We start from the raw sequence: 12,241 nt of genomic DNA, 5'->3' as shown, positions 1-12,241 counted from the left end.
CCGCCAGCCAGGTGACCCGATGACGGATGATCAAGCCCGATGATCATGGTCGCCGACCAGCCCACTCATACCTGATGAACCCCAAACCAGCCCCTCTCACCTGCGGATTGAGGATGGAAACTCCTCAATGAGCTGAGAAGGCGCTTTCATGGCTGACCCCTCTTTTTCCCAGGCAGCGCTGATATCGCAGCATTGGGAAGCCGTCCTGAGCTACGCGGAGCTGTGCACGGCGGCGCCAGAAGAGGCGCCGTTCCTCGCCGCGGAGGCGTTTCCGCGCGCGGTACGCGAGCACCAGCCCCTGCACGGGCCGCACTTCGCGTGGCGGCCACGGCTGCTGGTCGCCGTACGGGACGCGGCGGCCCAACGGGAGGCGCAGGGGACGGGCGGGAGTCTGCATCCGGCGCTGCGGAGCTGGTTGTACGCCGAGGCGGACGCGAAAGCCCGGGGGCGGCAGCGGGTTGCGCGGGGCGGGTTCGAGGATCTGCCGGAGCAGGACAAGTGGCTGTTGTGGCACGCGGATGTGGAGTTACGGCCGACGACGGAGACAGCGCTGCTGGTGGGACTCGATCCGGCGCGGGCGGGGACGGAGGTGATGCGGGCCCGGGAGCTGTTCCGGGAGGCATGTCTGCGGGCGCATGTGCTGGGGCTGGCGGACAACGAGTGCCGGGGGTACGCCCGGCTGTTGGACGTGGCGACCCGGACCCCGCAGTCGGTAACGCCGGGCGATCTGAAGCAGCATCTGCACCGGTGTCCGGAGTGCTCGCAGGCGGCGGCCTGCCTGTCACTGCACGCGGGCGGGTTACCGCGGGCGCTGGCCGAGGGGGTGCTGGGCTGGGAGGGGTCGGCGTATTTGGTGAAGCGCCGTGCGGCGGCAACCGAGACGGCCGTCGGGGTGCCGAAGGCCCGCTTCCGTTATGCGCAAGGCACAGGCGCGCAGGCCAGATCCTCCCGGAGGGTGCTCACCGCGGCGGCTCTGGCGGTGCCGGTCGCTGCCGTCCTGATCACGCTCGTCGGCGTACCGGGCGGCTCGGCCAGCACCGGCGCGGTCGGCACGTACCCGGCATCGGCGCAGACCTCGGCGCAGACCTCGGCGCAGACCTCGGCGCCGCAGTCCGGCACCGCCTCGACCGGCAGCCACTCCGCGGTGCCCGCGGCCGACGATCCGGGGTCGCCCGTACCGAGCGGGTCCGGCACGGACAAGCCCTCGGCCCAGCTGTCCGGCAGCGCCACCCGCATCGCCTCCCGGCAAACGACGGACGCACCCGCCAGCGCGTCCCCCACCGCATCGGCGAACGACGGAGCGGCCGCCTGCACCGGCAAGTACACCCTGGTCAACCAGTGGAACACCGGTTTCCAGGCCGAGATCGAGATCACCCCCCGCATGGCCCTCAACGGCTGGGAGGTCCACTGGGACTTCCCCGACGGACAACGCGTCACCCAGATGTGGAACGGCGAGTTCACCCAGAGCGGCTCGCGCGTCACGGTCACCCAGGCCAGCTACAACGCGGCCGTCGCCGGCGGCCAGCCCATCTCCTTCGGCTTCCTCGGCACCTGGTCCAAGAGCAACTCCGCCCCGTCCACCTTCAGTCTCGGCAGCTCCTCCTGCGACGGCTGAGGTGAGGTAAACCTGGGGTCGGGTGTCGTATTCCCAGCGGAAGGGACCACACGATGATCACAGGTACCGGCGGCGGGCCGGCCAAGGACTGGTCGGCGTTCCAGTTCGAGATCTACCTCAACGGACTGACCGGAGCCGTGCCGCGGCTGCCCACCGACCTGACCCGGCTGGAGGAGATGGTCGCGCGGCGGCTCGGCCCCGGGCCGACCGCCTACGTGGCCGGCAGCGCCGGAAGCGGCACCACCGAGCGCGCCAACCGGGCCGCGCTGGACCGCTGGCAGATCCTGCCCCGGATGCTGCGCGACGTCCACAAGCGTGACCTGACGGTGGACGTGCTCGGCCGCCGGTTGCCGGCGCCGCTCGCGCTCGGGCCCGTAGGGGTGCTGTCGATCCTGCACCCGGATGCCGAGATCGCCGCCGTGCGGGCCGCCGCCGCGCAGGGGGTGCCCTTCGTGGCCTCCTCGGCGGCGAGCACGACCCTGGAGCAGATCGCCGAGGCGGCGGGCGACGGCGAGCGCTGGTTCCAGCTGTACTGGCCCAAGGACCGCGAGGTCACGCTCAGCTTCCTCGCCCGGGCGAAGGCCGCCGGCTACACCGCGCTCGTCGTCACCCTGGACACCTGGCTGCTGGCCTGGCGACCGCGCGACCTGGACCAGGCGTACCTGCCCTTCCTGCGCGGCGTCGGCACCGCCAATTACTTCGCCGACCCGGCCTTCCGGGCCGGGCTCACCAAGCCCGTGGAGGAGGACCTGAACGCCGCGGTGCTGCACTTCGTCCAGATGTTCGCCGACCCCAGCAAGACCTGGGACGACCTGGCGTTCCTGCGCGACAACTGGGACGGCCCGATCGTCCTCAAGGGCATCCTCCACCCCGATGACGCCCGCCGGGCCGCCGACGGCGGCATGGACGGCGTCATCGTCTCCAACCACGGTGGCCGGCAGGTCAACGGCTCCATCGGCGCTGCCGACGCCCTCCCCCGCGTCGTCGACGCGGTCGGCGAGCAGATCGATGTCCTCTTCGACAGCGGCATCCGCACGGGCGACGACATCTTCAAGGCGCTGGCTCTCGGCGCCCGCGCCGTGCTGCTCGGCCGCCCCTACGCGTACGGGCTCGCCCTCGACGGCCAGGCGGGAGTGGAGCACGTGATCCGCGCCCTGCTCGCCGAGTTCGAGCTCACCCTCGCCCTGTCCGGATACAGCGCGCCGGGACAGCTCACCTCGGAGGCGCTCGTCGACGCCGCCCGCTGACCACCGGCCGACCGAGAATCGGGGAGGTCAGTCCCGGTCCTCGCTGGTGGCGATCGGCACCCCGTCGCGCACGGCGAGGGTGACGGGGGTGCGCTCGGCGACGTCCAGCAGCCGGGCCCGCTGCGCGTCGTCGAGGTCCCCCGCGAGGGCTATGCGACGCGTGATCCGGCTCGACTCGGCGCCCTTCTCGTACCCCAGGCGCACCCGCACGTCGCTCAGCGGCCAGCCCTTGCGCTGCGCGTACATCCGCAGCGTGATGACGGTGCACGAGCCCAGCGCCGAGAGCAGCAGCCCGAAAGGGGGCGGCCCGGCGTCGGCGCCGCCGATGACCTGGGGTTCGTCGGCGGTCAGCCGGTGGCGGCCGGCCCGGATCTCCACCCGGTAGTTCTCATCGGTGCTGTGGACGACGGCGGCGGCCACCCGCTTGGCGGCCGGAGCATCGGCGTGGGACTCGGGAGCATCCGTCTTTTCCATACATCTGCCTCGGTTCGTCGGTTGTCGCGCCGGCCGGTCCGGCGTCGGCGCCGGGCGCGGTGTGCGGCATGTGGGCCGCGGGGATGACACCGAGCCGGCCGGCCCGGTAGTCCTCGACCGCCCGCATGATCTCGGTCTTGGTGTTCACCACGAACGGACCGTACTCCACGACGGGTTCACGGATGGGCTGACCGCCGAGGATCAGAACCTCCAGGCCGGGCGTGCGGCTGTCCTGCTGCCGCGCGGCGGCGAGGCTCAGCACATCACCCGGACCGTAGAGAGCCGGCCGGCCGGTACGGACGGGCTGCGCCTCGGCTCCTACGCTGCCCTGGCCTGCGAGTACCGGTTTGCTCCGGCTTACCTCCCGTCGCCCCGGTCACACATCGGGCCCGGCACGGAGCGGGAATAGGCGGGTCCCACGAAGCGCTCAGTGGTTGAATAGTAAACAACAGCGACGCAGTGAGGAGCAACATGCAGTTCGGGATCTTCACGGTCGGTGATGTCACCACCGACCCCACCACCGGCAGGACGCCGAGCGAGCACGAGCGGATCAAGGCGATGGTCTCCATCGCGCTCAAGGCGGAAGAGGTCGGCCTCGACGTCTTCGCGACCGGCGAGCACCACAACCCGCCCTTCGTGCCATCGTCGCCCACGACGATGCTGGGGCACATAGCCGCCCGGACCGAGCGGCTCATCCTCTCCACGTCCACGACGCTGATCACCACGAACGACCCGGTCAAGATCGCCGAGGACTTCGCGATGCTCCAGCACCTGGCCGACGGGCGCATCGACCTGATGCTCGGACGCGGCAACACCGGCCCGGTCTACCCGTGGTTCGGCAAGGACATCCGCCAGGGCATCCCGCTGGCCGTCGAGAACTACGCGCTGCTGCACCGGCTGTGGCGCGAGGACGTGGTGGACTGGCAGGGCCGCTTCCGTACGCCGCTGCAGTCCTTCACCGCCACCCCCCGGCCGCTGGACGGCGTTCCGCCGTTCGTCTGGCACGGCTCGATCCGCAGCCCGGAGATCGCCGAGCAGGCCGCCTACTACGGTGACGGGTTCTTCGCCAACAACATCTTCTGGCCCAAGGAGCACTTCAAGGCCCTGATCGGCCTGTACCGCGAACGCTTCGCCCACTACGGCCACGGCACCCCGGAGCAGGCCATCGTCGGGCTCGGCGGCCAGGTGTTCATGCGCAGGAACTCGCAGGACGCGGTACGCGAGTTCCGTCCGTACTTCGACAACGCGCCCGTGTACGGGCACGGCCCGTCGCTGGAGGAGTTCACCAACGAGACCCCGCTCACCGTCGGCAGCCCCCAGGAGGTCATCGACAAGACCCTGACCTTCCGCGAATCCTTCGGTGACTACCAGCGCCAGCTGTTCCTGGTGGACCACGCCGGACTGCCCCTGAAGACCGTCCTCGAACAGCTGGATCTCCTCGGCGAGGAGGTCATCCCCGTACTCCGGAAGGAGTTCGCCGCGAACCGGCCCGCCCAGGTCCCGGACGGCCCCACCCACGCGGCCCTGATCGCCCGGCGCGACGCCGTCACCGCCGGCTCGGTCGCCTGACCCCGCACCCCGGAAGGAGAAAGCACGATGAAACCCCTGAAGCTCGTAGCCGTCTCGGCCGGACTCGGCCAGCCGTCGTCGACCCGGCTTCTCGCCGACCGGCTGACCGACGCGACCAGTCACCACCTGGCGTCCGGAGGCGGCGGAGGCTGCGAGGGAGGGACCCGGGCCGTCGAGATCCGCGTGATCGAATTGCGCGACCTGGCCACCGACATCGCCAACAACCTGGTGACCGGGTTTCCCGGCGCCGCGCTGCGCGAAGCGATCGAGGCGGTGACGGGGGCGGACGGCCTCATCGCCGTGACACCCATCTTCACCGCCTCCTACAGCGGGCTGTTCAAGTCCTTCTTCGACGTGATCGACAACACCGCCCTCGTCGGCAAGCCCGTGCTCATCGCGGCGACAGGCGGCACAGCCCGCCACTCGCTCGCCCTGGAACACGCCATGCGCCCGCTGTTCGTCTACCTCCGCGCCCTCGTCGTACCCACCGCCGTGTACGCCGCCTCCGAGGACTGGGGCACCGGCGGCGACACCCGCACCGACGGCCTCGCCGGACCGGTCAGATCGATCCGACCGCCGCCGTCATCCGCCTTTTCGAACGGCTCGGTTGGGCCACCGACGTGCGCTGGCCCGAACCCACCCGGCTCGAAAGCCGACGACTGTGAGCACGCCTTCGCCCAGGGCGATGCCGACGATGGGTACTGACGGCGATGATCCAGAGCCCTCTACGCCGCCGTCGTGATCGCCCTCGCAGTCGCCTCCGCCGGAACCACCTGGCTCCGCTGAGCACCACCCACCGCACGCCCGGCCCTGGCCCCCCAGCCCCGGGCCGGGCTCCCTCAATGGTGGCCTGGCAGGTCGCCTACGTCGGCAACGGCACGGACCACATCTGGACCCGGGTCCGACTTGGCCGGGGTGGAGCGGATCACCGAGCGGCCGACGAGGCACCGATCACCCTGGATGCCTTCGTCTTCAGGCGTGACGCGCTGCTCGTGGTGGCCCTCCGCAGATGTGACGACGCTTCACTCCTTGGTTGATCCGGCGAGCATCCCGGAGACGAGGGTGCGCTGGGAGAAGAGGAACAGCACCAGCACGGGAAGGATGGCGACGATGATCGCCAGGGCGAGTTCCGGGATGGTGATGTTGAGTCCCGCGCCGGCGACGGGGTTGAAGGACGGCGTGGAGGAGAGCAGCTGGTTCAGTCCCACCTGGACGGGGAATTCATCACTGTTGGGCAGCACCAGATAGGGCAGGAAGAAGTTGTTCCAGTTGCCCACGAAACTGAAGAACGCGACCAGTCCCACCACGGGTTTCGCAAGCGGCAGAGCGATACGGGTGAAAATCTGCCACTGCGAGGCCCCGTCGATACGGGCAGCCGCGAGAATCTCCCGGGGCAGACTCGTAGCGAAGTAGATATACACCAGATAGACACCGAACGGGTAGAACGAGAACGGCAGGATCACCGACCACACCGTGCCGATCAGATGGAACTGGTTGAGCTCCAGGAAGATCGGCAGAACCAGCGTCGCCGAAGGCATGATCATCGTGACCAGCGTGATCACCAGCAGCGTCTTGCGTCCGCGGAACTTCGTCAACGCCAGCGCGTAACCCGCCGGAATACTGGTCACCAGGGTGAGGATCAGGGAGCCGCCGGAATAGACCGCGGAGTTGCGCAGCCACACCAGCATCGCGCCGCTCTGGAAGGAGAACAGATGCTTCCAGGCCGTGGCGATCTGGCCGAAGGATCCGAACGACAGCGGCGAGTTGTGCACCATCTGGTCGGCGGTCTTGGACGGCGCGAGCAGCAGCCAGATGACCGGCAGGATGAAGAAGACCAGCAGCAGTGCGAGCAGCACGCAGATGATCAGGAGCGAGAGCGCCCGCGAGGGCGCGCCGCGCCGGTTGGCTGTGGGGGCGGCGGTTGCGGTGTGTGTCATTTCTCGTCCAGGGTGAACAGGTTCGAGCGGGCCACCAGCAGGCCGGCGCAGATGAGGCCGAGGGCGAGCAGGAACACCGAGATCGCGGCGGCGCCGTTGAAGTCGCCCTGCTGGAAGGCGAAGACGTAGGCGAGCTGGTTGGGCGACCAGGTCGGGCTGACGCGGCCCAGGCTGGCGGTCTGGAGCAGTTGCGGCTCCACGAACAGCTGGGTGCCGGCGGCGAAGGCGAGGATGGTCATGTAGGCGATCCACTGCCTGATCATCGGGATCTGGATGTGCCAGGCGGTCTTCCAGGGCCCGGCCCCGTCCATCCTGGCCGCCTCCAGCACCTCGTCGGGGATGTTGTTCAGCGCTCCGTACATCACCACGATCCAGCCGCCCGCCCCGGTCCAGAAGGCGATCAGGAAGAAGATCACCGGAAGGTGGCCGGGAGCCAGCACGGCGGCGAAGCTGTGCAGGCCGAGGGAGTCCAGCAGCCAGGAGGCCGGGCTGACGTCCGGGTCGAGCATGAACAGCCACACCAGGACGCTGGCCACCCCGGCCAGCGCGCCGGGAATGTAGTACAGGAAGCGGAAGAGCGCCGAGAGCCCCGGGCGCATGCGGCTGCGCAGCACCACCGCCACCAAGACCGTGAGCACCACCAGGATGATCAGCCACATCGCCAGGTAGACCAAGATGTTGGTGAAGGCGGGGACGAACCGGTAGTCCTGGGCGACCTTGAGGAACTGGTTGATGCCGGTGAACTGGCCCTTGTCGTTGGTCAGCGCCAGATAGAAGGCGTAGCCGGTGGGGAAGACGCCGAAGGCGAGCAGCAAGATCGCGTATCCGGCGACGAAGAGGTAGCCGGCCGCCCCGCCACCGCCGCCCCGCCGCGGCACAAGGCCGCGGCGGGGCGGGGAGACGGCGACGTGCCGGGTGTCCAGCACGGTCATTTCGTGGTCACCGTGTATCCGTTGGCCTTGGCCTCATCAGCGATGGCACTCTGCCAGGCCGGCAGCGTCGCGGTGAGCGTCTTGCCCGCGGTCAGGGCCGGCAGCACCACACTGGACCAGGCGGTGGCGTCGCTGAACTTGGTGTTCGACCAGCCGGTCCACACCTCGCCGGCCGCCTGCTGGAAGACACTGCTGATGTCGGTGGCGAAATACTTGCTGTTGTCGGGGTTGGTCAGCCAGGCCTTGGCCGCCGGCACATACGCCGGGTAGGTCGGGGCCTTGGACTGGTTGGCGCTGGAGGTGGTCAGCCAGGTCGTCAGGTCGGTGGCAGCCTTGAGGTTGGTGCTGTGGGAGGAGACCATCCAGACGCCGCCACCGACGTTGCCGGTGGCGGCGGTGCTCTCACCGGACCAGGTCAGCGGGGCCGCAGCAGTGATCTGCTTGGCCGGTGTCTTGAAGGCCGTGTTGAACAGGTACTGGCCGTACCAGGAGGGTCCGTTGGCCATCAAGACCTTGCTGCCGCTGTTCTTGGCGAAGCCCTGGCTGAAGAATCCCTGGGTACTGACGGCCTTGGCCGATATGAGGGAGTCCAGCAGCTTCGACATCCGCGTGCACTTCGGGTCCTGCAGGGCAGTGCGCAGCGTGGTGGGATTCGTCAGCTGGAACGCCGGGCACTGGCTGGACCAGAAGTAGGACTCCTGGGAGTTGGTGTCGCCGACCGAGCCGACCAGGTAGCCGGGGTGCTCCTTGGCGACCTTCAGCCCCAGTGCCTGGTACTGCTCCCAGGTGGTGGGGACCTGGTAGTGCCACTGGTCCATGAGGGACTTGTTGTACCAGAGCACCACCTGCGCGATGTCGTTGCGCATGCAGTAGGTGTGACCGCCTGACTGGCAGGCGGTGAGCGAGCCCTTGGCGAAGTTGTCCAGTGTCGTCTGCGGGACCAGGTTCTGGTCCAGCGGGGCGGCGAACGGGATCGCGTTGGGCTTGGTCGGCTGCGACGCCCAGGTCACATCGGTGGGCGAGCCGAAGACAACATCCGGCCAGCCCTTGCCGGTACGGTCGAAGAGCTGCACCTTCGTCTGCAGGTACGTCGATCCGTCAGCGCTGCCGTCATAGGTGACGACGTTCATCTTCACGCCCGGGTGCTGCTTTTGGTACGCCTGCACCTGCGGCAGCCGGGTCGAGTCGGTCCAGACAGTGATCTGCGACGCGTTGTCCTGCTTGACCGGCTTGAAAGCCGCACCACCGGACGAGGAGGAGGTAGCGGTCGAGGACGTGGCGCTGGCACAGCCTGCCAGAGCGGTAACAGCGCACAGCGACAACGCCGCAGTGGCATTCCGCGCCGCTCTGCGACGGGAACCACTGCTCAGGAATCCGGGAGACTTCATGGTCGTACCTTTCTGTAACTCACGTGCGGGCGAGGTGTAGACGGTGTTGCGGAAAGTGCGGAAAGTGCGGGGGCGGCGGGCTGGCGCCGTCGTCAGGTGGTGGCGCCCTCGATGTACTGCTGGAGTTCCTTGCCGTACTCCAAATCGAGCGGCAGGGCGATGCCGGGGCCGGTGGGGGCGTGCACCAGGCCCTGGTCGTCCACGTGGCGCTCCCGGCGGACCGTGCTCGCGGTCACCAGGGACTCGTAGTAGGTGGTGTTGGAGATCGCCATGCACAGGTGGTGGTTGGGGATGTCGGAGCCGTGCACCTCGGCGCGGATCCGGTAGGCGTCGGCCAGGTGGGCGGTGCGCATCGCTCCGGTGACCCCGCCGCGCAAGGTGGTGCCCACCCGCACCCCGAAGGTGGCGGCGCCCGCCTTGATGAAGTCGGCCGAGTTCATATGGGCGCCGTCGGAGGTCTCGGCGACCAGGAGGGGGATGGGCACGGATTCGGCGAGCTTCTGATAGGCGCTGATGCTGAACTCGCGCATCGGCTCCTCGTACCAGAGATAGTCCGCCCCGGCGAGCGCCCGTCCCAGGTAGATGGCGTCCGGCAGGTCGAAGCCCGCCGAGCCGTCGTACATCAGCGGCACGTCGGGACCGACGTGCTCCCGCAGGGCCAGGCACAGTGCCGCGTCCCTGCGGGCATCGCCCCAGGCGTGGAGCTTGATGCCCTGGTAGCCCAGGGCCAGGCACTGGTCCGCGACGTCGAGGAACTCCTCGGTCGTCGCGAACGTCGAGGTGGAGGCATACGCCGGTATTGCCCTGCGGAACCCACCGAGCACCTGCCAGACCGGCTGGCCGTACACCCGCCCTGCCAGGTCCCACAGGGCGATGTCGATGAGACCGAATGTGGGAAGCGGAAGCTCCTGGATCCGGTCCAGCTCCCATACCCGGTGCCAGAGCCACTCACGCCGGAACGGGTCCTGCCCGATCAGCTCCTCGCGGAAGACCCGCTCCACCAGGTCCTCCAGCATGGCCGCCGCGCCCGGCCGGGCGAACAGCGCCACCCCCTCGGCGCCCTCGTCCGTGCCGATCCGCAGGACCGCGCCGTCGCCCGCCGGAGCACTGCCACCCAGCCCCTCCCGCCAGCGGAAGGGAGGACTGGCCGCCGGAACATGGACCCGGTGGACTTCGACATGAGTGATCTTCATGCTGACTTTCTGTTCTGGTGATCGGACAGGCCGGCGGCACACCGGGACTACCGGTCAGAAGCCGCCGTACGCCTGGAGTTCGTAGATGCTGCCGCCGTTGTAACTCGACCCGGTGATAGTGAGCCGCACATAGCGGGCGGACACCGGCGACGCCGCGAAGGAGTAGTTCGCCGACGAGGTCGTGTTGGCGCCGGTGTGGTCCTCCAGAGTCGACCAGTTCAGGCCGTCGCTGGAGTACTCCAGGAGGTACTTGTAGCCACTCGGCTTCTCGAACGTGGTGACCACGCTGGAGAGTGCGGTGACCTTGCCGAGGTCCACCTGGATCCAGGACGGGTCCGGCAGACCAAGCCCCTGCGCCCAACGAGTGGACAGATCGCCGTCCACCGCCAGCCCCGGGGTGTTGGGATCGGAGTACGACGAGACGGTGACCGGCTTGTTCAGGGCCAGGTCGTTGTCGGCGGGCATGGTGATGGTCGCGGCCGGGCTCGGGGCGGACTCGTTGAGCGCCGCGTCCCGGGCGACGACCGTGAAGCTGTACGCCGTCTGCGGCTTCAGGCCGCTGACCCGCGCGGTGGTCTTGTCGGTGACGGCGATCCGCTTGCCGTCCTGGTACAGCTCATAGGTGGTCACGCCGACGTTGTCGGTGGCCGCGGGCCAGCTCACATCGGCGAGGCTGGGCAGCAGCGGGGTGACGGTCGGCGTCCCGGGGGCGTCCGGGGCCGTCTGGTCGGTGCTCGGCGGCAGGGCCGTGCCGTAGGCCGCGAGCTCGTAGATGCTGCCGCCGTTGCCGCTGGAGCCGGTGACGGTGAGCCGCAGGTAGCGTCCGTCGACCGGCTGGGCGGCCGGGGAGTAGTTGGTCGCCTCAGTGGTGGCCGTGCCGGTGTGGTCATCCAGCGTCGTCCAGTGCACCTCGTCCGGCGAGACCTCGATGCGGTACTTGTAGCCGCCGGCCTTCTCGAAGGTGGTGATGGCGCCGGTCACACCGTACTGGGCACCGAGGTCCACCTGGACCCAGGACGGGTCCGGCAGACCAAGCCCCTGCGCCCAACGGGTGGACACATCGCCGTCCACCGCGAGCCCGGGAGTGTTGGGATCGGAGTAGGAGGAGACGGTGACCGGCTTGTTCAGGGCCAGGTCGCCACCGGACGGCATGGTCACCGAAACCGGCGCGCTGGGCTGGGACTCGTTTCCGGCCGCGTCGCGTGCGGTCACCGTGAAGGAGTACGTCGTGCCCGCCGTCAGGCCGGGGATGCGTACCTTGGGGTCGGTGGAGGCGCTGACCAGCTTGCCGTCGCGGTAGACCGCGTATCCGGTGACGCCGGTGCTGTCCGTGGACGCCGGCCAGCTCAGGTCGGCGACGGTCGGGAAGTCCGTCACCGCGGAAGGCTTGCCGGGGGCGGTGGGCGCCGTCTGGTCACTGCTCACCGGGTCGGGGTCCAGGTGCTGGTACTGCGCCTGGAGACCGGCGTTGTCGACGATCGAGGCCGGCAGCTGACCGCAGCCGTCCACAGTGGTGTTGGCGGTGATCGTGTCGCCGGTGCTGTTGGCCTGCGTGGTGAACGCGGGCTGGGAGGTGAAGTTGTAGTCGACCGTGTTGTCCATGCCGTGGTTCATCAGGAGCCACTGGTAGGACACGTTGCACAACGCGTTGTTAGTGAGGTGCCAGTACCGGCTGCCCTCGTCCTGGTAGATCGCGCCGTAGGCCGGGGTCGGAATGCTGTTGATGTAGTTGCCGGAGACCACGCCGCCGGGGTCGGAACTCAGCGTGTAGATGGCACCGCCGTCCGCCTGCAGCTTCATGATGTCGCTGATCTCGTTGTCGCTGACCACATTGTTCTGGCTGGTGGTCGGGGTGGTCCAGACCGGGACACCGGAGTTGCCCGGGT

Annotated in this window: 10 protein-coding genes and 1 pseudogene; 4 read left to right on the top strand and 7 right to left on the bottom strand. The window is 68.9% G+C overall.

Annotated features, from left to right (window positions below):
* Nucleotides 1-148 precede the first annotated feature (148 nt).
* On the top strand, nt 149-1,615 hold the full coding sequence (locus FCI23_RS50860) for a cellulose-binding domain-containing protein (RefSeq protein WP_136730759.1): 1,467 nt from the start codon (nt 149-151) through the stop codon (nt 1,613-1,615).
* A 53-nt stretch (nt 1,616-1,668) separates the two neighbouring features.
* Nucleotides 1,669-2,862: a lactate 2-monooxygenase gene (locus FCI23_RS50855; RefSeq protein ID WP_136730758.1), complete on the top strand. Its 1,194-nt coding sequence runs from the start codon at nt 1,669-1,671 to the stop codon at nt 2,860-2,862.
* A gap of 27 nt (nt 2,863-2,889) precedes the next feature.
* On the opposite strand, the gene FCI23_RS50850 is transcribed toward FCI23_RS50855, so the two are convergent.
* Both FCI23_RS50850 and FCI23_RS50845 read right to left on the bottom strand, forming a co-directional pair.
* Complete coding sequence (locus tag FCI23_RS50850) at nt 2,890-3,336, bottom strand: OsmC family protein (protein WP_136730757.1); 447 nt, start codon at nt 3,334-3,336, stop codon at nt 2,890-2,892.
* A pseudogene (locus FCI23_RS50845) lies at nt 3,251-3,619 on the bottom strand (pirin-like C-terminal cupin domain-containing protein); the annotation flags it as partial. The pseudogene FCI23_RS50845 and the gene FCI23_RS50850, both read right to left, overlap by 86 nt.
* Nucleotides 3,620-3,807: 188 nt before the next feature.
* On the opposite strand from FCI23_RS50845, the gene FCI23_RS50840 reads away from it, so the two are divergent.
* A complete protein-coding gene (locus FCI23_RS50840) occupies nt 3,808-4,905 on the top strand; it encodes an LLM class flavin-dependent oxidoreductase (RefSeq protein WP_136730756.1) in 1,098 nt (365 codons plus the stop codon).
* 27 nt (nt 4,906-4,932) lie between these two features.
* Nucleotides 4,933-5,610 (top strand): FMN reductase, encoded by a 678-nt coding sequence (locus FCI23_RS50835; RefSeq protein ID WP_136730755.1) that lies wholly within the window; start codon nt 4,933-4,935, stop codon nt 5,608-5,610.
* 317 nt (nt 5,611-5,927) lie between these two features.
* Here the strand turns inward: FCI23_RS50835 and FCI23_RS50830 are convergent, their stop codons facing one another.
* The 5 genes from FCI23_RS50830 to FCI23_RS50810 form a co-directional block, all read right to left on the bottom strand.
* Complete coding sequence (locus tag FCI23_RS50830) at nt 5,928-6,842, bottom strand: carbohydrate ABC transporter permease (RefSeq protein WP_136730754.1); 915 nt, start codon at nt 6,840-6,842, stop codon at nt 5,928-5,930.
* The gene (locus FCI23_RS50825) at nt 6,839-7,774 is read right to left on the bottom strand and encodes a carbohydrate ABC transporter permease (RefSeq protein WP_136730753.1); all 936 of its coding nucleotides are present in this window, start codon (nt 7,772-7,774) and stop codon (nt 6,839-6,841) included. Before FCI23_RS50825 ends, FCI23_RS50830 begins: the two co-directional genes overlap by 4 nt.
* The gene (locus FCI23_RS50820; RefSeq protein WP_136730752.1) at nt 7,771-9,162 is read right to left on the bottom strand and encodes an ABC transporter substrate-binding protein; all 1,392 of its coding nucleotides are present in this window, start codon (nt 9,160-9,162) and stop codon (nt 7,771-7,773) included. The genes FCI23_RS50825 and FCI23_RS50820 overlap by 4 nt, the downstream gene beginning before the upstream one ends.
* A 92-nt stretch (nt 9,163-9,254) precedes the next feature.
* Entirely contained in the window at nt 9,255-10,355 is a 1,101-nt protein-coding gene (locus FCI23_RS50815) for an enolase C-terminal domain-like protein (protein ID WP_136730751.1), read from the bottom strand.
* Between the two features lie 54 nt (nt 10,356-10,409).
* A partial coding sequence (locus tag FCI23_RS50810; protein ID WP_211265840.1) for a discoidin domain-containing protein occupies nt 10,410-12,241 on the bottom strand: 1,832 nt, incomplete at its 5' end.

Source organism: Actinacidiphila oryziradicis (assembly GCF_005047355.1).
Taxonomy (GTDB): Bacteria; Actinomycetota; Actinomycetes; order Streptomycetales; family Streptomycetaceae; genus Actinacidiphila; species Actinacidiphila oryziradicis.
The sequence above is the reverse complement of the archived record's forward strand: the minus strand, read 5'-3'. Positions and strand labels throughout refer to the sequence as shown.